This is a genomic window from Vibrio sp. 10N.286.52.C3, assembly GCF_041468865.1.
Classification (GTDB): Bacteria; Pseudomonadota; Gammaproteobacteria; order Enterobacterales; family Vibrionaceae; genus Vibrio; species Vibrio crassostreae_C.
This window is the reverse complement of record NZ_JBFRJM010000053.1, coordinates 16,354-39,801: the sequence shown is the minus strand read 5'-3', so window position 1 is coordinate 39,801 and position 23,448 is coordinate 16,354. Positions and strand designations below refer to the sequence as shown.

General features: G+C 46.0%; 22 protein-coding genes and 1 pseudogene. 8 read left to right on the top strand and 15 right to left on the bottom strand.

What is annotated here, in order from left to right; translation table 11 throughout:
* Positions 1–6: 6 nt before the first annotated feature.
* The 3 genes from xdhC to AB4138_RS16760 all read left to right on the top strand — a co-directional run bounded on the left by xdhC (position 7) and on the right by AB4138_RS16760 (position 3,451).
* Complete coding sequence (gene xdhC / locus AB4138_RS16770; RefSeq protein WP_372132952.1) at positions 7–888, top strand: xanthine dehydrogenase accessory protein XdhC; 882 nt, start codon at positions 7–9, stop codon at positions 886–888.
* Positions 889–947: 59 nt separating this feature from the next.
* On the top strand, positions 948–2,282 hold the full coding sequence (guaD, locus tag AB4138_RS16765) for a guanine deaminase (RefSeq protein ID WP_372112645.1): 1,335 nt from the start codon (positions 948–950) through the stop codon (positions 2,280–2,282).
* 287 nt (positions 2,283–2,569) lie between these two features.
* Positions 2,570–3,451 (top strand): AEC family transporter, encoded by an 882-nt coding sequence (locus AB4138_RS16760; protein WP_004732869.1) that lies wholly within the window; start codon positions 2,570–2,572, stop codon positions 3,449–3,451.
* Here AB4138_RS16760 and AB4138_RS16755 read toward each other — a convergent pair.
* Positions 3,448–3,972, bottom strand: coding sequence for a hypothetical protein (locus AB4138_RS16755; RefSeq protein WP_017067015.1), 525 nt, complete (start codon positions 3,970–3,972; stop codon positions 3,448–3,450). The two genes, AB4138_RS16760 and AB4138_RS16755, sit on opposite strands and share 4 nt — an antisense overlap.
* Before the next feature lie 438 nt (positions 3,973–4,410).
* Between AB4138_RS16755 and AB4138_RS16750 the strand changes: the two genes are divergently transcribed.
* Positions 4,411–4,689: a hypothetical protein gene (locus tag AB4138_RS16750; RefSeq protein WP_102351827.1), complete on the top strand. Its 279-nt coding sequence runs from the start codon at positions 4,411–4,413 to the stop codon at positions 4,687–4,689.
* A 109-nt stretch (positions 4,690–4,798) separates the two neighbouring features.
* Here AB4138_RS16750 and AB4138_RS16745 read toward each other — a convergent pair.
* From AB4138_RS16745 to puuE, 9 genes and pseudogenes are all read right to left on the bottom strand, one after another.
* Positions 4,799–4,981 (bottom strand): annotated as a pseudogene (locus AB4138_RS16745) (GrpB family protein); the annotation flags it as partial.
* A gap of 16 nt (positions 4,982–4,997) precedes the next feature.
* Positions 4,998–5,237, bottom strand: a complete 240-nt coding sequence (locus tag AB4138_RS16740) for a hypothetical protein (RefSeq protein WP_372052116.1) — start codon at positions 5,235–5,237, stop codon at positions 4,998–5,000.
* 96 nt (positions 5,238–5,333) lie between these two features.
* A complete protein-coding gene (locus AB4138_RS16735) occupies positions 5,334–5,930 on the bottom strand; it encodes a DJ-1/PfpI family protein (RefSeq protein ID WP_372112643.1) in 597 nt (198 codons plus the stop codon).
* Between the two features lie 83 nt (positions 5,931–6,013).
* On the bottom strand, positions 6,014–6,895 hold the full coding sequence (locus AB4138_RS16730) for a hypothetical protein (RefSeq protein WP_050647480.1): 882 nt from the start codon (positions 6,893–6,895) through the stop codon (positions 6,014–6,016).
* Between the two features lie 273 nt (positions 6,896–7,168).
* The gene (locus AB4138_RS16725; RefSeq protein ID WP_372112640.1) at positions 7,169–8,485 is read right to left on the bottom strand and encodes a urate hydroxylase PuuD; all 1,317 of its coding nucleotides are present in this window, start codon (positions 8,483–8,485) and stop codon (positions 7,169–7,171) included.
* 14 nt (positions 8,486–8,499) lie between these two features.
* On the bottom strand, positions 8,500–9,060 hold the full coding sequence (locus AB4138_RS16720) for an ureidoglycolate lyase (RefSeq protein ID WP_372132959.1): 561 nt from the start codon (positions 9,058–9,060) through the stop codon (positions 8,500–8,502).
* A gap of 14 nt (positions 9,061–9,074) precedes the next feature.
* Positions 9,075–10,061, bottom strand: a complete 987-nt coding sequence (gene alc / locus AB4138_RS16715) for an allantoicase (protein ID WP_017086623.1) — start codon at positions 10,059–10,061, stop codon at positions 9,075–9,077.
* 123 nt (positions 10,062–10,184) lie between these two features.
* Entirely contained in the window at positions 10,185–10,700 is a 516-nt protein-coding gene (gene uraD, locus AB4138_RS16710) for a 2-oxo-4-hydroxy-4-carboxy-5-ureidoimidazoline decarboxylase (protein WP_017067791.1), read from the bottom strand.
* 22 nt (positions 10,701–10,722) lie between these two features.
* Complete coding sequence (puuE, locus tag AB4138_RS16705) at positions 10,723–11,661, bottom strand: allantoinase PuuE (protein ID WP_372132962.1); 939 nt, start codon at positions 11,659–11,661, stop codon at positions 10,723–10,725.
* A gap of 398 nt (positions 11,662–12,059) precedes the next feature.
* Here puuE and uraH point away from each other — a divergent pair, with 398 nt between their 5' ends.
* From uraH to AB4138_RS16685, 4 genes are all read left to right on the top strand, one after another.
* Positions 12,060–12,413 carry a hydroxyisourate hydrolase gene (gene uraH, locus AB4138_RS16700; RefSeq protein WP_004732855.1) on the top strand — a complete coding sequence of 118 codons (354 nt, stop codon included), beginning with the start codon at positions 12,060–12,062 and terminating at the stop codon, positions 12,411–12,413.
* 245 nt (positions 12,414–12,658) lie between these two features.
* Positions 12,659–14,002: an NCS2 family permease gene (locus tag AB4138_RS16695; RefSeq protein WP_372132965.1), complete on the top strand. Its 1,344-nt coding sequence runs from the start codon at positions 12,659–12,661 to the stop codon at positions 14,000–14,002.
* 224 nt (positions 14,003–14,226) lie between these two features.
* Positions 14,227–15,678: a nucleobase:cation symporter-2 family protein gene (locus tag AB4138_RS16690; RefSeq protein WP_372132967.1), complete on the top strand. Its 1,452-nt coding sequence runs from the start codon at positions 14,227–14,229 to the stop codon at positions 15,676–15,678.
* A 157-nt stretch (positions 15,679–15,835) separates the two neighbouring features.
* On the top strand, positions 15,836–17,197 hold the full coding sequence (locus AB4138_RS16685) for an 8-oxoguanine deaminase (protein ID WP_372057742.1): 1,362 nt from the start codon (positions 15,836–15,838) through the stop codon (positions 17,195–17,197).
* Positions 17,198–17,366: 169 nt separating this feature from the next.
* Here the strand turns inward: AB4138_RS16685 and gabT are convergent, their stop codons facing one another.
* The 5 genes from gabT to AB4138_RS16660 all read right to left on the bottom strand — a co-directional run bounded on the left by gabT (position 17,367) and on the right by AB4138_RS16660 (position 23,434).
* A complete protein-coding gene (gabT, locus tag AB4138_RS16680; protein WP_102320842.1) occupies positions 17,367–18,638 on the bottom strand; it encodes a 4-aminobutyrate--2-oxoglutarate transaminase in 1,272 nt (423 codons plus the stop codon).
* Between the two features lie 15 nt (positions 18,639–18,653).
* Positions 18,654–20,081: an NAD-dependent succinate-semialdehyde dehydrogenase gene (locus AB4138_RS16675; RefSeq protein WP_372306883.1), complete on the bottom strand. Its 1,428-nt coding sequence runs from the start codon at positions 20,079–20,081 to the stop codon at positions 18,654–18,656.
* Between the two features lie 93 nt (positions 20,082–20,174).
* Positions 20,175–21,257: an agmatine deiminase gene (gene aguA / locus AB4138_RS16670; protein WP_017065007.1), complete on the bottom strand. Its 1,083-nt coding sequence runs from the start codon at positions 21,255–21,257 to the stop codon at positions 20,175–20,177.
* An 11-nt stretch (positions 21,258–21,268) separates the two neighbouring features.
* Positions 21,269–22,135 (bottom strand): N-carbamoylputrescine amidase, encoded by an 867-nt coding sequence (gene aguB / locus AB4138_RS16665; RefSeq protein WP_017067340.1) that lies wholly within the window; start codon positions 22,133–22,135, stop codon positions 21,269–21,271.
* A gap of 21 nt (positions 22,136–22,156) precedes the next feature.
* A complete protein-coding gene (locus AB4138_RS16660) occupies positions 22,157–23,434 on the bottom strand; it encodes an FAD-binding oxidoreductase (RefSeq protein WP_017065009.1) in 1,278 nt (425 codons plus the stop codon).
* Positions 23,435–23,448 lie beyond the last annotated feature (14 nt).

Genomic DNA, 23,448 nt, shown 5'->3' with positions numbered 1-23,448 from the left:
GGACATATGTTTAAGGATAATTGGATTCACGAACTGGCAAAACTGGAAGAGAACTACGAACCGTGTGTGATGGTGACGGTTCTTGAAGACAGAGGTTCCGTTCCACGCGATGCGGGCACCAAAATGCTTGTCACTCGTGACCGAATCATCGCTACGATTGGTGGTGGTCACCTTGAACATGTGGCCACCAAAATGGCTCGTGAGATGCTGATTGCCAGCGAAAAGTCCCTCAAAGTGGAACGCTTCAACCTCGGTGCTCGTTTAGGCCAATGTTGTGGCGGAATGGCAACGTTAAGCTTTGAACCGATTGGCACTCAGCAGAACCACCTTGTGCTGTTTGGAGCAGGCCACGTTGCCAAAGCGCTGCTGCATATTGTAGCTACCCTGCCTTTCCGCGTGACTTGGATTGACGAACGTGAAGAAGTGTTCCCTGAAGCGCTACCACACGGTGTGAAGAAGCTTGTCTCAGACGATCCGGTTGGCGAAGTGAAACACATGCCACCGAACAGCTATTACCTCGTGATGACACACAACCACCAGCTCGATTTTGACCTAACTAAGGCCATTATTGACCGTGAAGACAGCCGTTACTTTGGCATGATTGGTTCTCTGACTAAGCGCAAGAAGTTCGACTTCCGCTTAGAGCAACGCGGCTATAGCCAAGAACAAATTGAAACCATGCTTTGCCCGATTGGTATAAGTGCGGTGAATGGCAAACACCCTGCCGAAATTGCGGTGTCGGTTGCTGGTGAACTGATCGCACACTATCAAGGCCAAGCACTTGAACAAAAGCGCCCAACCAAACAATATCGAAATCAGGATTTGACCGTGCAACACAGTCAACCAAGCGACGTAGGCGAACCACCATTGGAAGAGAAGATCGCCTAATAAAAGTCGCAAAGCTTCAGTGGCCATAACGTCGCTGAAGTCATTAAAAGGAAGTAAACATGACAACGCAACGCAAAGCTTATCGCGCCAGCATTTTACACAGCGTCGCCGACCCAAAAGACGTCGGTATCGATGAGTCTTACGACTATTTTGAAGACGGTGTTTTAGTGGTTGAGAACGGCCATGTCGTCGACTTAGGCCATGCCGATGAGGTATTGGCTCGCCAACCTAAAACACTCGAAGTAAAAGAATACAAAGACAAGCTGATCACCTCTGGCTTTATTGATACGCACATCCACTACCCTCAAACAGGGATGATCGCGTCTTACGGTGAGCAGCTTCTTGATTGGTTAGAAAACTACACCTTCCCAGAAGAAAAACGCTTCAAAAACCCAGTTTATGCACACAAAGTGGCAAAGCTATTCTTAGACGAACTGGCGAGCAACGGCACCACCACAGCACTGGTATTTGGCACGGTACACAAAGAGTCCGTCAACGTATTCTTTGAAGAAGCTGAGAAGCGTAATCTACGAATGATCGCCGGTAAGGTCTTGATGGATCGCAATGCGCCTGATTACCTCACCGACACACCAGAATCTGGCTATGCTGATTCCAAGGAACTGATTGAAAAATGGCATAACCGTAGCCGTTTGCTTTACGCAGTGACACCTCGCTTTGCGCCAACCAGCACACCAGAGCAACTTGCTACTGTAGGTAAACTGCTAGAAGAATATCCAGACGTGTACATGCACACTCACCTTTCTGAAAACGAGAAAGAGATCGAGTGGGTGAAATCGCTGTTCCCAGAGCGCGACAGTTACCTAGATGTATATGACCATTACGGACTACTTCACAAACGTTCGGTATTTGCTCATGGTATTCACCTTTCTGATTGTGAATGTAAACGCCTTGCCGATACTGAATCTGCCATCGCCTTCTGCCCAACTTCTAACCTTTTCTTAGGCTCGGGGTTGTTCCGATTACCAGAGATGGAAGATCACGGTATTCGTGTCGGCGTGGGGACTGATGTCGGCGCAGGCACTAGCTTCTCAATCCTACAAACCATGAGTGAAGCCTATAAGATCATGCAGCTTCAACATAAGAAATTGCACCCAGCTAAGTCGCTATTCTTAGCCACATTAGGTGGTGCACGTTCACTGCATTTAGAAGACAAGATTGGCAACTTGGAAGTAGGAAAAGAAGCCGATTTCGTGGTGTTGGACTTACACGCCACACAATTGATGCGCTTTAGAATGGAACAAGCGACCAAGCTTGAAGAGAAGCTATTTGTATTGATGAGCCTGGGTGACGACAGAACCGTCAGCGAGACTTACATCTACGGCGAGAAAGCCTACGATGTGAATTTCAAAGATTATCAAAAGCTCGTTAGCTAGACTGAAAACCGAGTAACAATCGCTAGACAGCGACAGCCGTCGTTAATTAAAAATCCGTCCAGATTTATCTAGCCTTGAAAGACCAGTTGCTGATGCCACTGGTCTTTTTTGTGCTTCATTCAAAGAAATATAAATTAACCGTTCACAAACAACGATCTTCGGTGACGCCAAGTCATTATATTGATAGGTTAATGTTTATACATATCGACTTCATACTTCACTTTAGCGTCTCTCTAAAACATTCGTTTCTCAGCTAAATGGAAGCACTCAATCTAGAAAGGAATTCTATGTTCGAACAGGTCGTCAGCATTCTGTTTCCCGTTTTTGCTTTAGCCAGTGCTGGCTTTGCGGTGGGTCGTTGGCTCAAGCCCGATTTCAAACCGATCAATCGCATCAACATGGATGTGTGTATTCCTGCGCTAGTGTTTGCCTCGCTGACCACCATGCCTCTCGACACCGAACAACTGCCACTCATCACCGCCTCTTTGGTCGCGGTGTTGGTGCCCGCTTTATTGATGATACCAATCTGTAAGATCTTTAAGCTCAACTTCAAAGCTTGGGCGCCGCCACATATGTTCCGCAACAGTGGCAACCTGGCCATTCCCCTGTTCACCTATACCTTTGGTGAGAGTGCATTAGCCCCTGCGGTATTGCTGTTTGTGGTATCGGCATGCGTGCACATTAGTGTCGGTTTAGCGCTACTAAGCGAAGGTAATCCGATCAAACAGATCCTCAAGATGCCGATATTCTTAGCCGCAGCATTAGCGATGACGCTCAACCTGTCTGGCATTGCAGTATGGAATCCAATCTACGAAGCAACATCGCTACTCGGCCAAGCAGCCGTGCCCATCATGCTGTTGTCGTTGGGTTCGCAAATGGTCAACTTGAAGCTAAGCGGACTCAAAGTTGGCTTGCTGTGTACGGCTCAATCGCTGTTTACTGGTGCCATCGCCTTCGCCATCATCTACTTCTTTATCCCGCTGCCAACGCTGCACCTACAAATGATGGTGCTGTTCACCATGCTGCCACCTGCCGTGATGAACTACCTGTTCGCTGAACGGTTCAATGTCGAGCCGCCTAAAGTCGCATCTATGGTGTTGTTCGGCAACTTCCTAAGTGTGGTTACCTTGCCTATTTTACTGTCGTTCGCGCTGTCTATGTCGAGTTAATTGTTTACGCACTTATCCAGTTTAAGCTCTGCCGTCACTTTAGTAAGGCGCAGAGCAATAGCGAAACAGACTAAGTAAGGACTCACATACCAGAAGAGGCTTTCTAATGGCTGCTTCACCTGCGCTTCTCTGGTTTTTATGTATTGGTTTTTCTGCTTCTCATACTGACTCAACATACCATCCACCCACACTGCATCACTTTCAACCAGCGACACGCTAGGCGCAGGAACCGTAAAATCCGATGCGTTGGGTAACAAGGTAAAATCGACATCTTTGAACGTGATCGCCGTATTCAAATACCACAAACACGCTTCGTGGTGCTGAGCGTGATTATCTAAAGATGGCTGACCAGTGCAGGTATCACTTCTTAATTTATCCAAAGAAAACTGCTGAACCGATTCTAAAATCGCGACCGCTCTAGTTTGTTCTGTTTCAACCCAATCGCCCGCTACTTTCGCACGAATCTCAGACACTGCACCCAGCATCCCGATACCCGCTAGAAACGGCCATAAATAATCCATGAGCTTCCACTTTCGTCGGCTCAAGTTGAACCCACACCAAATCGGAAGATGAAAAAGGAGCGTTAGCCCAAGCGATAGCAAAACGAAATTCAAGGAGCTAGAGAGCATGAGTTCGCTATCAAAGAAGTTCTTCATAATGAGAGACTTGCCTGTATAACAAAGAGAAATTTGATACTAGGTTCGATACTTGAAAAGAGTGTAAGGGGAAAGTAAAAACAGCACAAAAAGTAGTGTAATAAACAATAGAGCGATATTCCTCCCTATATATCTCAGATCAAACCATAAACCAAACACAATAAAACCGGAAGACTCATTAACCCAGCAAATATCAGATCACAAAACAATCAATCAAATCAAATATTTAACTAAATTCTTGACTAAAAATAAGATAGATATAGAGTGCGAGAATAACAACTAAATGCATAAGGAAGCATAATTATGAATGACGCAATTCAACAAGCTCGCATACAAAACAAAATGAAAAATCCTATGATAGCGCTACTGTTAGGTTTTGTAATACCAGGAGGCGCTCAGATGTATGCAGGGAGCGTCATGTGGGGAGTTGTTAACTTAATTCTCATCGTAGTTTGCGCGATCACCGTTATTGCTTCTCCAGTATCATTTATTTTATGGATAGTTTCGCTTTTCCTAGGTTACAAGGGCACCAAAGCTTATAACGATTCAGTTCTTGATAAAGCAGAATCTGCAGAATCATAATCAATAAATGTTGATAGTCTAACTTCACTAGGCTATCAACATTTAAGTTCCACTCATAGTCAATAACACTGACCACTTGCAAGGCCACATCATCAGCAGATGTGGATTACAACATACCAAGTTCAATACCTACGAAAATATCTAGATCGCCCTTAGACACGGCAAAAGGAATAGAAGATGCGCCTACGTGCTCAACTCTCGCGTTAGGGATTAGCTTTTTGATGTCACGTTCGTATCGGATAAACAGCTCGTTGCAAGCCGCTTGGTATTGTTCCGCGGGGTAAAATTTCATATATCCTCACTCCGAATCACAAACTATTGAACACACCAATTGCTAACAGAAGCAACACGATGCTAATAGCTCCGATATAAGAGATTCTGGTTCGCTCTTTTTCAGTTGGAATCAATGGGGGGAAGCGCCCTAGTGTGAATGCTTTACAGACTATCCAGCCAGCTCCGTAACCAATGAACTCAATCAATATCGACTGAAACAGATACCTAAAGAATGAGCTCAATGCCCTAAAATACGCGACTATCAAGTCTTCCATTTTTTGTCCTAACTAAAGTCAATTTGGACTAAAAATGCCATGGGTAGAGATTCATATCAAGGACCTTATACAGGACTGCGCACGCAATGAATCAGTTTAAACGTAAGTACTTACTATCGACATGCAATGATTCACAGAGTCTTCTTTCTCACCAACAGGCGCAACATAGTGAATTGCAGCTTCGGCATGTGCTTGGTCTGCGAGTTTACTGATAACCCATGCTGCTAGATATTTGGATGACAAGCAGCCGCCTGCTGTAGCAATGTTTCCTTCCGCATAAAACGGCTGGTCCAATATGGTCACACCGGATTCAATTACCCATGGCTTCGTTATTAAATCAGTACAGGCTGGAACTTGATTCAGTAACCCCAATACCGACATCAATAAAGTCCCTGAGCATTGACCACCAATCAATTGTGTTTGTGGATTAAGGTTTAACCTTGAGAGTAATTTATCATCTTGGGCGACATCGCGGGTCAACATGCCACTACCAAACAACACCGCATCAGCTGTATTCGCGAACTCTAAAGGCTGTTGAGATTTAATTGTGACTCCATTCATTGAAGTCACTGATTCTGTAGGGCTAGTAATCTGCACATTCCAACCAAACTCTTTCATTCGATTCAAAATACCCGATGCGATGAAAGAATCTAGCTCGTTAAATCCATCAAATGTTAGTACGGCAATATCCATATTTGTCTTTTCCTTAAACCCTATTTAATAGCTCAGACACTGTGATTAAAACTACATACAACTCATTTTTGATTATATCTAACTCACTTTTCGAACCGAATCGCTGAGTAATCTATTGACCTACGATGCTTTAATTGGAGATGACCGTACACCTCAAACCACTCAAGAGATAACACATGCTTTTCACCACCTTCCAAATGTAGTTCGCAACGATACCGTTCAAAATTCGTGTCATTGACCAAACTTTGCCACTTAGTCAAATATCTTTCACGGCCATCACGAACAATTGAATCGGATAACTCACGATTCAACATGTGCTTTTGAGAAATCGCGTATACGAAACCGTCGATAATTTCTGAGAGTTCTAGCTTAATATCATGTGATAATTTTTTCTTTGGGACACCAGCTTTAACTAGGTCATCGTAATCGTAAAAAATACTGAAATGAGCAGTGCGACTTGATGTTTCGTGATCGTAGCGAACACCAGTAGTAAAAGTTCTTACAGGTAAAGCGCTATGTTGGCTATGTCCTCTCAAGTCGCAGCCAACTACGTAATGAATATTTGAGTCGTAAATATCCTGACGTTGTGATTCGACAGCAACTCTAGCAGCTTCGTCATTCGTAATCTCAAATGCAAAACATCGCTTCTTCCGTTCATTAAAATGCCAATCAAGATATAACTTACTTAAGTTGAACAAGTTAAAAGCCAAACTATTCAAAGAGCTACGAATTTCATGGTTTAGTACATAGTCAGCAAACGGGGTTGAAATAGACCTTAAATTCCAATAATTAACTTTATTTTTGAAGTCCCAATATGCTTCAATTATTTGGTCATAAATAATTTCTAGATCTAAAGCTTTGACTAGCAAAGAACGTATCTCTTGATAATTCTCCGCATCAGAATCTGATACGTCAAAAACTCGGTGCTCTGCTGTTTCAGTATTAAATACAACGATATTTTTCATAACTCTCTCAACTGATCTTGAACATCAACACTCTGCCCGACTAGACAGGAACAACCAACAGCACACTTTAATTCACATATGCACCTAGAGTCACCAACTGAATGATAAATCTGCATTTCCTTTGTCCAAAAACAAAAAGCCCCGGTTATAGGAACCGGGGAAACAGGGTGGGATGAGTTTGGCGCGTGCCCGTAAACCAAACTCTCCCCAAGCCTCACCTAAGACTCATGCTCTTAGGTAAAGGATGCTGAGTACTTTTATTACAAAGTATGATTATTGAAGCGTAGCGCCTTGCTCTACCCAAGTACCGATGAGTGCGCGCTCTGCGTCGGTCATTTGAGTCATGTTACCAAGCGGCATCACCTTGGTTGTTACCGTTTGAGCAACAATCCTTGGGACGTTGGCTTTAATCTCTTCTGGGGTATCAAACATCACGCCGGCTGGCGCAGCAGCAAAAGCGGCGTGGCTCGGGGTTGATGAGTGACACACAGAACAGCGCTCTTGAATGACTTTGTTGATGGTTTCAAAGCTTACACCTGCGCTAGCAGTTTGCATTGCGTGGTCTGCTGGTGCGGCCTGAGAACTAGTCGTTGAAGCGGTGTCGTTTGCAGCAAGTTCTTCTGTCGCTGATTCAGTCGCGCTCACTTGCACTTCTTGAACCACTGGTGCTTGCACAACCGGAGTCATCTGCTTTTTCGCGTAAGGTGAGGTAACAAACGCAAGCGTGATCATACCCAATGCTGCTACTGGTATTGTCCATGCAAACTTCTGGCTACCATGACGGGTGTTGAAGTAGTGACGCACCAAGATACTGAAGATCGCTAAACCAGCAAGGATCAGCCAGTTGTATTCCGAGCCATAAGTGCTTGGGAAGTGGTTACTGATCATGATGAACAGCACTGGCAGGGTCATGTAGTTGTTGTGACGAGAACGCAGTAGACCTTTCGCTGGCAATGCCGGATCCGGTTCGCGCTTCTCTTCAATCGCTTTCACCAAGTTACGTTGTGCAGGCATGATAACGCGGAATACGTTACCCACCATGATGGTACCAATGATTGCACCCACATGAATGTAAGCACCACGGCCACTGAACACTTGAGTTAGGCCGTACGTCGCAGCGACGAGCAGCAAAAACAGCACAACGCCAAGCAACACGGGGGTTTTACCTAAAGGCGAGTCACACAGTAAGTCGTAGATAAACCAACCAGCAACGAATGAACCAATACCAATCGCGATTGCCGTTGTTGAATCAAGGCCAGAGCCCGGTGCAATCAGGTAGATTTCAGCGTTAAGGTAGTAAACCACACCCAGTAGACACACACCGGTGATCCACGTGAAGTAGGCTTCCCATTTAAACCAGTGCAGGTGCTCTGGCATCTCTGGTGGCGCAAGTTTGTACTTCTCTAGGTGATAAATACCACCGCCGTGAATTGCCCATAAGTCGCCTGAAAGGCCAGTTTTTGGGTTTACTCGGTTAAGGTTGTTCTCTAACCAAACAAAGTAAAATGATGCGCCTATCCATGCAACACCAACAATCATGTGAATCCAGCGAATCGCTAAATTCAACCACTCTGTAATATGCGGATCCATAATAAACTCCTGTATTACAACACTTTAGCTAAGCGTTGTTCTTCCTTGTTGTCTTCCGTTGGCATATCTTCCAAATGCAATGCCACTAGGTCGTTCTCAAAATAAACTTCATCACAGTTATGTCCTTCTCCGCCTCTATCGACGATCAAGAACTGGTCTTGATCGGTGAGGGCGAGCACTGGGTGATGCCACACCCCTTTGTGATAGTTCACTCCTTGACGACCGTTGCTCAAGAAAGCTCGGCTATTGGCTAATGTTGGATCGTCGCCTTTTGGCGCAACAACAATTAAATAGGGTTGACCAAGTAATGGAATGAATGCCTGAGAGCCAAGTGGATGACGCTCTAACATTTTGATGGTCAGTGGGTAGCTCAACGGCGTAGCTTGGAAGATGCTGATGATGGCTTCTCCGCCCTGGTCTTGCACATCCGTTGTCGCTAGCTTGTGGTAGCGACGTGTTGATCCACTATTGATCATGAAGAAATCACTATTATCGGACTCGATAACATCGCCAAACTCTGCAAAAGCCTGCTTGGTTAACGGTTCGATAGATAAACGACGTATTCCATTACTCATACTCATTTCCTTACCTATTTCGCTTTCGTACCAAACAGACGCAAACGGCTGATACCACCATCTGGGAATATGTTTGCACGTACGTGGGTAATCGCACCAAGGTCGTTTACCTCAGAAATGAATTCGTGAATCTCGTGCGCTTGCAGCTTTTGAGCAGGCAGTAGTTCACGCCAGAATAGGCTTTGTGTTTCCACTTGATCGTCGGTACCACCTTTCACGTAAGCCGCTTGAATTGAGCAGCTGTCTGGGTAGTTACCTTTGAAATGAGCCGTATCAACAACGATACGTTCGATGTTACCTGGATGACCTAGTGCCACTATAACCCAGTCATTACCCGGTGTACGACGACGTGCTGTTTCCCAGCCATCACCCATGTTTTCACCGCGGCCAGGACCTAAGATGTTGGCTTTGTTGCCGTAGTGCTCATCGCTACATGCCAATGCTCGACCACCGTGTTCAACCGATGCTAGGTCGACCTGTTGCTGAGAATCAATTGCTTCCCAATCCACACTTGGTCGGCCATAAACACGTAAGCGCGCTACACCGCCATCTGGGTAGATGTTCAAACGTAGATGAGTAAATACTTGGTCACTTTCAATCGCTTCAAGATGATGATGATCACCTTGTAGTGCCATTGAAGGCAGAATTTCTTGCCACTCTGTTGCGTCTGTTGGCTCACCTTGTGGTGAATAACACGCGTCAATTGATGCCGAAGGTGGGAAGTTACCTGTGAAGAATGAGGTATCAATATCAACGCCAGCAATAGTGCCAGCTAGGCCAAGGCGAACGACACAGTAGTCGTAACCTTCGCCGCGTTTGCGTCTGCTTTCCCAGCCGTCCATCCACTTGCCGTTATCGTCGTATAAGTCGTCTTTCCACTCTGGCGCTGCATGGCTGAGAAGACGGCTTTTATCCGCGAAAAAATCGTCTGTTGCGAAGATAGCTTCTGCGCCGAGTTTTTCGTCTGCAAGGTTTATGTATTGTTCAAATGTTTGGGTCATGTCCGTGTAATCCTATCCAATTAATCAAGTAATAATAAAATGAGAACTTAGTGGTTTATTCGCTTATAAAGCGTACTCTTAGCGCACTAAGACTGGGCTGAGATAGCTGTTAACTCCGTTAACTTACATATCCCAGAGACGAAACATCGCGATCTTGTTGATCTCTTGAATCGCCGTAGCAAACTCAGTTTCACTATCATTTCCTAATCGCATCTCGAACGACTCAAGAATTTGGTAACGATTGGCTCCCTTCACCGCCATGATAAAAGGGAAATTGAAGCGACTTTTGTAGCTGTTGTTGTAAGAAGTGAATTTTTCAAATTCTTCGGCGTTGCACTGATCGATGCCCGCCCCCGCTTGTTCTTTGGTCGACGACTCGGTGAGTTCGCCGTTTACTGCTGCTCGACCGGCTAAATCCGGGTGAGCGTTGATCAAAGCCAACTGTTTGCCTTGGTCTGCACTTAACAAGGTCGATGCCATTTTCAGATGAAGATTCTCGATATGGTCATCTTCGGCATTCAAACCTTGGTCATACACCACTTCTGCAACCCATGGGCTGTGCTCGTAGACATCAGCGAAGTGAGCGACAAAGGTATCGCGGTCCATGGTTGTTGGTTGGCATGATCGAAATTCAGTCACGTTAAGCCTCCTTGCTTCACTGCTACTTTTGCTGTTGATGATTAGCGTTATTTGGTTGATATGGATGATGTTGGTGCCAATGGTTGGCGATATCGATTCGACGACATAACCACACGCTGTCATGCTGTTTTACGTAATCTAAGAAACGTCTTAATGCAGCAATACGACCGGGGCGACCAATCAGACGACAATGCAGCCCAACCGACATCATTTTCGGTGCGGTTTCGCCTTCCATATAAAGGGTGTCAAACGTGTCTTTCAGGTATTGGAAGAACTGCTCACCCGAGTTAAAGCCTTGCGCTGTTGAAAAACGCATGTCGTTCACATCGAGTGTGTAAGGGATCACCAAATGTGGATGACCGGTTTCGGTGTGCCAATAAGGCAGGTCATCGTCATAGGCATCCGAGTCATAAAGAAAGCCGCCTTCTTCTGCGACTAAGCGACGCGTATTTGGACCCGTTCGACCTGTGTACCAACCTTGCGGGCGCTGACCCGTCACTTGTTGGATGATCTCAATCGCTTTGGTCATGTGGTCGCGCTCTTCTGACTCATCAATGTATTGATAGTCGATCCAGCGATAACCGTGGCTACAAATTTCGTGGCCCGCTTCGACCATAGCTTTGGCTACTTCTGGGTGACGCTCAATCGCCATTGCGACAGCAAAGACGGTTAATGGAATTTCATATTCATCGAACAAGCGAAGAACACGCCATACACCCGCACGGCTACCATACTCATAGATGGATTCCATGCTCATGTGACGTTCGCCTTTGATCGGCTGTGCTGACGGGATCTCTGAAAGAAAAGCTTCAGACTCGTCGTCTCCATGTAACAAACAACGCTCACCGCCCTCTTCATAGTTCAATACAAAAGAAACCGCGACGCGCGCATTACCTGGCCATTGAGGGTTTGGAGGGTTAGCTCCGTAACCGATCAAATTTCTTGAATAATCCTTATTCATCCAAGTACTCCTAACATAAGTGGTTGGCTTAGCCGCTCTTTAAGTAAGTCACCAAATGGATTCTCGATAAACAGAGCAACCTTACCCCTGTACATTTATTGTATACAATTATTTATCTCAATGTAAAGATTTTGTTATTCAAGTTAAATTTACGCACTATTACCAGCTAAAAACAACAACTTAACAAAACCAAAACTCACCAAAAAACGGTAATCAAGATCTATAAAATCAGAAAAAACGACACAATGGTTAACATTTTTCCAACAATTCGCTTTACTAATTGTGTACAGTTCGTACATAGTTAGTGATAACAAAGTGACCAGTTGCATTCTTTGCAAGGTCGAAACAGACAGATAAACCACGGAACAGAGGAGCGCCAAAAGCGCTATTAAAGGACTATGGGAAGATTAACAACACACGTATTAGACACGACTCACGGCTTACCGGGTGCAGAGATCAAGGTAGAGCTTTATAAGGTCAATGAAGACTCAACAGAAAAGTTGGCGACGGTAATCACTAACTCCGATGGCCGAACCGATGCGCCGATTCTGGCAGGGAATGATTTCCGACCGGGGAAATATCAATTGGTGTTTTACGTTGCGGATTACTACAAAAGCAAAGGTGTGGAATTGGATGGTGTGCCTTTCCTAGACGATGTGGTTATTCGTTTCGGCTTAGATGATCCAGAAGCGCATTATCACGTTCCTCTTCTCGTCTCCCCTTACAGTTTCTCAACCTACCGGGGCAGTTAGTCTCATGACCTAGAACTTCTAACTAGGCTCACCGACAAATATTAAGCAGATTAGTGTGTGCATCTAAAATGATGCGCGCTCATTAAACACGCTCATATAAAAATACTAATAACGTTATTAGTTAGAGAGTTGATGACTAATCAACTGATAGCTAAAGAAATAGCGGCTAGGAAAAACCTTAAAACTTAATATTGAAATCTCGCTGTATTCAATAAATGGATCACAACATAAAAGGACTTGCTGACATGAGTGAGAGTAAAACAGAAATACTCAACCAAGATGCGAACAACGGAATTTTAGAGAAGTTTTTTAAAATTAAGGCCCACGGAAGTAGCGTAAAAAATGAGTTAGTCGGTGGTGTCACTACCTTCGCAACCATGGCTTACATCATCTTCGTTAACCCACAAATCATGGCCGCTTCAGGCATGGATTCAGGCGCGGTATTCGTCGCGACCTGTATTGGTGCTGCGATCGGTTGTTTGTTAATGGGGCTATTTGCGAATTGGCCTGTCGGACTTGCGCCGGGCATGGGCTTGAACGCCTTCTTCTCGTTCACAGTAGTAAGCGAAATGGGCTACAGCTGGGAAGTCGCGCTAGGTGCGGTGTTTATCTCCGGTATCTTGTTCGTCGGGATGAGCTTTTACAAAGTCCGCCAATGGATCATCGAGAGTATTCCAGAGAGCTTGCGCTATTCAATGACTGCAGGTGTTGGTTTGTTCTTAGGTCTAATTGGCTTAAAAACAGCGGGGATCGTCGTCGAAAACCCAGCAACTTTGGTTTCATTGGGTGACTTCACGAAACCAGAAGCTCTGCTTGCTGCGATTGCATTCTTGATCATTGCGGTTCTGAGTGAGCGTAAAGTGTTTGGCGCGGTGCTTATCGGTATTTTGAGTGTAACGCTAGTCGGCATGATGCTTGGCCTAGTTCACTACGATGGCTTCTTCGCTGCACCACCAAGCTTAGCGCCTACCTTTATGGCAATGGATATCGCCGGTGCACTAAACGTATCGATGATCAGCGTTATCTTGGCTTTCCTTTTTGTAAACATGTTTGATACAGCTGGTACCTTGATGGGCGTAGCTGAGCGTGCAAACCTGACCAACCCTGAAACGGGCAAGATTGAAGGCCTAAGCAAAGCACTGAAAGCCGACAGTATTTCAAGCGTGGCAGGTGCGTGTGTAGGCTGTCCGCCAGTAACCAGTTATGTAGAGAGTGCAGCCGGTGTTGCAGCAGGCGCACGTACAGGTCTTTCAGCAATCGTGGTTGGTGTGTTGTTCTTAGCGGCAATTTTCCTATCACCGCTTGCAGGCATGATCCCCGCTTACGCAACGTCTGGTGCTCTTATTTACGTCGCATTCGTGATGATGAGCAGCATGCAGCACGTCGATTGGAAAGACTTCACTAACGGTGCTCCAGCCGCGATTACCGCACTAATGATGCCACTGACCTTCTCTATCGCGAACGGTATCGCATTGGGTTTCATTACCTACACAGTGCTTAAGTTGGCGACAGGTAAAACCAAAGATGTGTCTATCTCGATGTACTTCCTAGCGGCTATCTTCATCGCCAAGCTAGTGTTCATCGGTTAACCCTAAAGCTCCTGAGCAGTCATTTCTTGATTGCTCACAACGTTGCTTGGCTGGTTCGCAAGCCAAGCAACAACATGATTTTTAAGAAAGCTAATTGCATTGATGACGAGAGAGCAGAAACCCTACCGATTCAGTGCACTTTTTTATGACCCTACGCAGTTTGTAGAAGTCATTATTTGACCGCCAATCGCCTGTAAACGGAAACGCAGGCAGAGGAATATCAAATGAAACTTCTGTACACCCTTAATGAAAGACCGCCCCATGGGCTAACCCTTCTACTTGCTTTACAACACATGCTCGCCTCGATTGGTGGCATCGTCGCTGTCCCGCTTATTGTCGGTGCTTCTATCGGCCTACCTAACACAGAGATCGTTTCACTGATCAATGCGGCGCTATTGGCTTCTGGTATTGTGACTGTCGCGCAATGTCTCGGTTTTGGCCCTGTTGGTATTCGACTGCCTGTTGTAATGGGCTCAAGCTTTGCCTTTTTAGGTGTGGCTATTTCCATCGGTAACGAAGGTGGTGTCGCCGCGATCATGGGCTCAGCGCTTATCGGCTCGTTCGTAGTGATTGGTGCCAGCTTCTATATGGACAAGGTTCGGAAACTGTTCCCAACCGTGGTAAGTGGTGTAGTGGTTACCTTAATCGGCTTAACCATTTTACCGGTTGCCATGAACTGGGTCGGAGACTCTCCTGCCAACACAGAACAATTCGCCACGCTGCCAAAGCTGTTTCTAGCACTGATCTCTTTGGGGATTGTGGTTGGCGTATCGGTTTACTGTAAAGGCGCGGTTGCCGCTTCGGCCATCGTGATTGGTTTAGCGGGCGGCTACATTGTGGCGCTGTCGCTCGGCATGGTCGACCTTGAGCAAATCAGTTCTGCCGCTTGGATCGGTGGACCTGAGCCCTTCAAATATGGCTTTACCTTTTCTGCGAGTGCCATCATCAGCATGAGCTTGGTGTACATCGTGGTTATCGCCGAAGCAACAGGTGACTTCATGGCACTAGGCAACAACTGCCAAACCCAAGTCAGCGGTAAAGACTTAAAACGTGGTCTATTGGGCGATGGCCTTGGCAGTACCTTATCTTCGATTTTAACGGCAATGCCACTGGCATCGTTCAGTCAAAACGTCGGTATTGTGGGTATCACAGGTGTAGCAAGTCGTTATGTAGTGGCTGCAACCGGTGGTTTGCTAATTTTAGGCGGTTTATTCCCGAAATTAGCCGCTATTGCCGTCACGATTCCGAAACCTGTTCTAGGTGGTGTGGGTTTTGTGATGTTCGGAATGATTGCCTACGCAGGTATCCGCATGTTGATCAAAGCCGCAGACACCAAGCGAAATGCCTTGGTAATCTGTGTAGGTTTGGCGTCTGGCTTGGCGGTAACTTTCGAACCAAGATTGCTGCAACACTTGCCGCATGATCTAGCGAACTTTCTTCATTCTGGCATTACAACAGGCACCATCATGACGGTTCTTCTAAACCTTGTGTTGCCGAAATCTTCACGAGCAGAAGAGCAAGAAGCACTGGCCGAAAGCCAAGCGCAAGTTGAGCTAGAAATGAAAGAGCAAGCTGAAGAAGAACGACACTCAGACGAGCAATTAGAGATTCAGCAAGCAAGTACAGAAGCAGACGTTCAAGCAGCATCAGATAACCCTGAGCCAAAAACGAACTAGCTAGTTCACTGACTAACGTAAAACCGATTTCCGTAGGATCAGGGCTGATTAGAGCATTGAACGTTTTAACGCCCTGATTCGAATTTATCTTTCAACAGCAAATACCAATAAAGACCCTCGTCCCTGAAAAGGCTGAGATGGCTAAGGACTACTATGAATGGAAACCATCTGGATTAAGAATCCTCTCGCAATCTACACTGGCTCACTGGCTGATGCAGAAGGCGGTATTGTCATTAAAGGTAATACAATCATTGAGCTGGTTGGCAAACACAAAGAACCGACCTTACCCGTAGATTACAGCGTCGACGCCTCTCGTCATGTTGTGACTCCTGGGCTTATCAATGCGCACCACCACTTCTATCAAACCCTAACGCGAGCCTACCCCGGCGCACTCAATAAAGAACTCTTCCATTGGCTACAAAGCCTCTACCCAGTTTGGGCCAACCTCGATTCGGAGATGATGAGCCTCGCAACAGAGCTTGCTCTGGTTGAGCTGATGATGTCGGGCTGTACCACTGCTTCCGATCACCATTACTTGCTACCAGACGGGCTTGAGCACGCTATTGATTTGCAAGTCGAGGCCGCAGAGAAACTGGGCGTTAGAGCGATATTTACCCGAGGTTCCATGAGCCTAGGGGAAGATGAGGGTGGATTGCCACCAAGACACACCATTCAAACCGAACAAACCATCATTGATGACAGCCAGCGCTTGATTCGTGATTACCACCAGCGTGATGAAGGGGCGATGATTCAAATCGCGCTCGCGCCTTGTTCGCCGTTCTCAGTCACTACCGACCTGATGAAAGAGACCGCCAAGATCAGTGAGCGTGAAAACGTCATGATGCACACGCACCTATGCGAAACGCTCGATGAAGAAGACTTCTGTATAGAGAAGTTTGGCTTGCGCCCAGTTGATTACCTAGAAGATGTGGGTTGGCTGAACGAGCGCACTTGGCTCGCTCATGGTATTCACTTCAATCCAGAAGAGATCAAACGTTTGGGTAAAGCAGGCATTGGTATCAGTCACTGCCCAACTTCCAATATGATGTTGGCTTCCGGTATTTGTAAAAACAACGATCTAGAAGCAGCAGGCGTAAAAGTCGGGCTAGGTGTGGATGGTTCGGCCTCAAACGACGGCTCTAATATGATTGCCGAAGTGCGCATGGCGATGTATCTACAACGCCTGCAATATGGTTCCGCCAACGTTTCACACTTTGATGCATTGCGCTGGGCGACATCCGGTTCTGCCGCGGCAATGGGCAGAACCGACATTGGTACACTAGAGGTTGGCAAACAAGCCGATATCGCGATGTTCAAGCTCGATGATATTCGTTTTTCTGGCAGCCACGACCCACTGGCCGCATTACTACTTTGTGGTGCTCAACAAGCGGATAAAGTGATGGTTGCAGGTAAGTGGCGAGTGAACGATGGCGCTGTGATTGGCGTAGACATGGAACAACTAATGCACCGCCACCATGCAGCTGCAATGAAGCTAGGTAAACTGGCGATGAATAATTAAATACTCTCTAACTAGAAAAGCGAAAAAAGGCCGACGTGATGTCGGCCTTACTTATTCATTCACAGCCCCGTCCTCAATGTGTAAATACATTTCAGGAAGGGACATTATAAGCACGAAAAGAATATCTACAATGACCTTTATATTAAAATACAATGTCTTAACTCAAATCCTAAACAACTTCCAGAATAATTTTCTCAAGCTTATCTAAGCCTTCGCTGAGTACTTCAGATTCAATAGTTAATGGTGGAAGCAGACGAATTACATTCGCTTTTACACCACACGAAAGCAGAATAAGACCATTTTCTTGTGCTTTCGTTATCACCGCTTTAGTTAAGTCCTGCAATGGCTTGCCTGACTCTGGATCAGTAAACTCAATAGCCATCATCGCTCCAGTGGTACGTATTTCACCAATAGCTGGAACCGATTCCTGTAGCTTGCTCATACGGGCATTCACAACCTCACCAATGCCCATTGCTTTAGCACACAATTGCTCTTCTTCGATAATTTTTAGGACTTCTAAACCAGCCACACACCCCAACGGAGAGCCAGCGTAAGTACCACCTAAGCCACCTGGTAGTGCCGAATCCATAACACCGGCTTTTCCCACTACTGCTGAGATAGGGAAACCACCCGCAATACCTTTTGCCATTGTTATCATGTCGGGTTCAATGCCCAGATATTCAGTGGCAAACATTTTACCCGTGCGCGCAAAGCCCGTTTGAATTTCATCCGCGATAAGCATAATGCCGTATTTGTCACACAACTCACGCAGGCCTTGAGCAAACTCCGCGGGGGCTTGATAGAAACCGCCTTCACCTTGCACAGGCTCAAAGATTATCGCCGCCACGCGTGATGGCTCAATATCACACGCAAACAAATCATCGAGCGCTTGCAGGCTTTGTTCTGTGCTTACACCATGAAAAGCATTTGGGTAAGGTGCATGAAATATTTCATTTGGAAATGGGCCAAAGCCCGCTTTGTAAGGCGCGACTTTACCCGTTAGCCCCATGGTCATATTAGTGCGGCCGTGGAAGCCACCTTTAAAAGCAATCACACCACTGCGGCCAGTATGAGCTCTCGCTACTTTCACAGCATTCTCAACCGCTTCAGCTCCTGTTGTCAGGAAAATCGCTTTTTTATCACTGTCACCGGGGGCGAGTTCTGTGAGCTTTTCTGCCAGTTCAACAAAGGAGGCATACGGCGTTACCATCGCACAAGTGTGTGAAAAGTTATCCAGTTGAGCCTTTACCGCTTCGTTGATACGCTTATTTGCATGCCCTGTATTCGTCACCGCGATACCAGCAGCAAAGTCGATATATTTATTTCCATCCACATCCCACACGTGAGCATTCTCTGCTTTTTCAACATAAAGTGGGTACAGTGCGCCCATGCCTTGAGCGATAACTTGGCTTCTTCTTTGATGTAGTTGTTGATTTGTCATTGTCATGTCCTTTGATTAGTTGCCGCCAAAGCAGAGATATTTGATGCTCATGTATTCATCGATACCTTGTTTTGCCCCTTCACGCCCTATACCGGACTGCTTAACTCCACCGAAAGGGGCTACCTCGGTAGAGATCATGCCTTCGTTAATTCCTACCATGCCGTATTCCAGCGCTTCTGCTATCTTCCATACACGGTGGATATTTTGGCTATAGAAGTAAGACGCTAAGCCATAGATAGTGTCGTTAGCCATTTCGATAAGCTGTTGGTCATCATCAAATTTGATCACCGGAGCGACTGGGCCAAAGATCTCTTGCGAGACAATATCCATATCATGCGTAACGTTTTTGAGAACGACAGGTTGCATGAATAAACCATCAAGAGTTTTCGGCTCAGTAACTGGTTTCGCGCCCTGTTCGATTGCACCGTCAATGAGGGACTGAATACCTTGTTTTGCTGATTCGCTGATTACCGGACCAACATTTACACCCTCTTCTAGACCATTGCCTACTTTAAGCTGCTGCACTGCCGCATTGAATTTTTCAACAAACTCATCGTACACCTTGTTATGTACATAAAAACGGTTAGCGCAGACGCAGGTTTGACCGGCATTACGAAACTTAGACGCCATTGCACCAAGCACAGCCGCATCAATATCTGCATCATCAAATACGATAAATGGTGCATTTCCACCAAGCTCCATTGACGTTCGCTTGATGTCGTTTGCACTTTGCTGCATCAGCACTCTTCCAACTTGCGTAGAGCCCGTGAAAGAGAGCTTACGAATCAGAGGATGTGAGGTGAAAATACCGCCAACTTGACGAGAATTCGCTCCCAATACCACTTGCAGTACATCACGAGGAATGCCCGCTTGATATGCTAGCTCAGCTACAGCAAAAGCAGATAAAGGTGTGGATTCAGACGGCTTCACAATAAAACTACAGCCAGCCGCAAGTGCTGGACCTGCCTTACGAGTTATCATTGCAATAGGAAAATTCCACGGAGTAATCGCACAAGCTACTCCAATAGGTTGTTTCATAGTTACAAGGCGTTTGTCGCTACTTGGCGCTGGAATTGTCTCACCATAGGTACGCTTCGCTTCTTCAGCAAACCACTCGATAAAGCTTGCGCCGTACAACACCTCACCTTGTGCTTCTGCCCATGGCTTGCCTTGCTCTAACGTCATCAGGCGACCGAGATCTTCCTTGTTATCAAGTAACAACTGATACCATTTTTGTAGTAAACCAGAACGGGTTTTGGCTGGCAGCAAAGCCCACTCTTTTTGCGCGAAGCTTGCACGCTCGACCCCATCTAAAATGTCATGTTCAGACGACACTGGTGCATAACCAAGTATTTCACCCGTCGCGGGGTTACTTACAGCAATACCTTGGTCTTGATTTAGCACCATAAACGACAGCAATGATTGATTTGTAATTTGTTGCATGGGGATTCCTTTTGACAGCTTTACCTTGGCGTCTACTGATAGTTACCCTACCAAGCAGAAAACCAATAGTTCATTGTTTTAATAATGGTTTTCCTAAGCAGGGATCTGCTGAGTAATGCAGTGGATGTTACCTCCACCCAGCAAAACCTCACGCGTTGGTATACCAACGACTTGATGTTCAGGCATCGCTTGCCGCAATATTTTTATTGCCTGCTCGTCAGTTCTATCATCGAGCAATGGCAAAAACACATAACCATTCGCGATAAGAAAGTTGGCATAAGAAGCACTTAACCTTTCCCCTGCATCACGTGTCATTCCATCACTTTTATCAATTCCGCTTGCTTCTGCTTCGCTATAGTGCAAAGGCCCTGGCAACGGTAAACGGATGATTTCAATCTCTCGACCTTTAGCATCAGATTGATCTTTTAACACTTGTTCCGCCTGACGAGATAATGCGAATTGTGGGTCTGATGGATCATCTGTCCAACTCAATACCACTTTCCCCGGGGCAATTACATGCATCAAATTATCAACATGTCCGTCAGTTTCATCATCGAATAGTCCTTTAGGCAGCCAAATGACCTTTTCAATACCTAAATATTCTTTGAGATGTGTTTCTATCTGTTGTTGATTCAACTCAGGGTTGCGTCCCGGACTAAGCAAACACTCTTCTGTTGTATAGAGCGTACCTTCGCCATCAGTATGAATTGAGCCCCCCTCTAAAACGAATGGGGCGTTGTAGTGATCAATTCCGATAATGTCACATACTGAGCTAGCCACTAGGTCGTCCTGCTGCCAGTTTTCATAGAGGCCATTATAGTCACCACCCCAAGCGTTAAACTGCCAGTTGATTCCACGACGCTCGCCGTCTTGATTCACCAACACTGTGGGCCCAATATCACGCATCCACGCATCATTGAATGGGATTTCAACAAGCCGAATATCTGAATGAAGCAATGTTCTCGCCTTATCAAATTGCTTCGCACTCACGGCGACACAAACCTTAGTCACTTCTGCTATTGCATTCGCAATGCTAGCGAATGTTTGCTGGGCAGGAAGGGCGTTATCACGCCAATTGTCTCGTCTTTCTGGCCAAGCCAACCAAACTTCTTCAATAGGATGAAACTCAGCTGGAAAGTAGAACCCATCTTGCAGTGGTGTTGTCGATAACTGCATAGTCTGCCCCTTTAAACTGCTAGTTTGCCCACAGAGCCATATAGATCTGGGCGGCGGTCACGGAACAGCCCCCACGAGTGACGCGCTTGAGCCGTTGCGGCTAAATCAATCTCCGCGTAAATGATAGCTTCCTCATCACGTGGCGCTTCTGCCAACTTGCCACCAGTATGATCGGTAATAAAAGAAGAACCGTAGAATGTGGTTTCAATGCCATCATCACATTCTGTGCCTACGCGATTAGACGCAATCACAGGAACCAAGTTTGCAGCGGAATGGCCTTGCATAGTGCGTTGCCAGTGATCACGAGAATCTAAAGTTGGATCTTGTGGTTCGCTGCCAATAGCGGTTGGGTAAAAAATGGCTTCTGCACCATGTAACGCTAAGCTACGAGCAAGCTCGGGAAACCATTGATCCCAGCAAATACCAGCGCCGAACTTACCAAACTGGGTTTGCCATACTTTGAAACCAGTATCTCCAGGACTAAAATAGTATTTTTCGCTATAACCCGGACCATCCGGGATGTGTGATTTGCGGTAGTTATCTAGCACAGTGCCATCGGCATCAATCATCACTAATGAGTTAAAGAAGGTATTGCCCGCTTTTTCAAAATAACTAACTGGAATCACGACCCCGAGTTCTTTTGCCAATGCACTCATCTCTGTTATCAACAGACAATTGTCTACTTCCTCAGCCAACTCAAAATACTTAGCTTCTTGCTTCTTACAAAAATAAGGAGCAGCGAACAATTCCTGCGGCAAAACCACATTGGCACCGTTACTCGCAGCTTCACGAATCGCTTGCTTAGCTTTATTTAGGTTATCTTCCAGATCCCAGCTTTTGGTCAGTTGCAGGGCCGCGAATTTTACTACTCTACTCATTGGATGTTCCTTATCGTCCGGTTAGATAGCCAGTTTATCTCTTAGGTTGTAATACGCTGCGCCAACTGCTGTGAATGGTATTTGGAAGTGACGTCCACCAGGGAAGGCGTAGTGCTTGAGTTGTGCGAAGGCATCAAATCGTTCGGCATGCCCTGTTAAGGCTTCTGCCAATAACTTGCCAGCCAAGTGAGTACAGGTAACTCCATGACCACTGTAGCCTTGCAAATAATAAATATTGTCGTCGAATGCGCCGAACTGCGGCATACGTGAGTAGGTAAGTAAGAAGTTACCAGTCCATGTGTAATCAATCTTGATACCTTTAAGTTGAGGGAAAATACCTTCTAACTTAGGACGAATCAGAGACTCAATGTCTTGAGGGTCACGAGCGCCATAAACCACCCCGCCCCCAAACAACAAGCGTTTGTCGGCACTCAATCGGAAATAGTCCAGTAAGTAATTACAGTCTTCAACGCAGTAGTCACTTGGTAAAACCTGTTTTAGTTGCTCATCGGTAAGCGGCTCTGTCGCCACGACTTGAGTTCCACATGGGATGGCTTTGTTACTGATATTCGGAGCCAACCCACCTAAGTAGGCGTTGCCAGCTAACACCAAGTATTTACTCTTCACGCTACCGCTCGCTGTTCTTGCAACAGGATTCGCACCTTTTTCAATGGACGTTACCGCTGATTGTTCAAAAATTTGGCCACCAAGAGAAACAAATGCTGCGGCTTCCCCCAATGCGAGTTTAAGCGGATGAATGTGCCCACCTCGCATATCAAGCAAGCCACCGGTGTAAGCTTGAGTACCAACCGCCTCTTCTACTTGGCTAGCATCCAACATGGTGAGCTGGTCATTACCATATCGCTCCCAGTTTTTCTTATGATGCTCTAAACCTATTAACTGCTTTTTGTTTAGCGCGGTAAATAGGCCACCGCGTTTGTGGTCACACTCAATATCGTATTTTTCGATTAGGCCACGAATGACATCTCCGCCTTCGAAAATCATGTCACACAGGGCTTTAGCCTGGGGTTGGTCGTAACGGCTTTCTATTACATCAACATCTCGGCTGTAGCTATTGACGATCTGTCCACCATTACGACCAGTTGCTCCAAAACCAACTTTGGCACTCTCTAGTACCACTACCTTAAAACCTTTCTCGGCTAAATGAAGAGCCGAAGATAAACCTGAAAACCCAGCCCCAACCACACACACATCACACTCAATGTTGTCTTGCAGTTGTGGGAACTCTGGCATGTTCGGGATAGAGTGGGCGTAAAACGAATCCGTATGCTTATTCATAGTGATATTCCTTT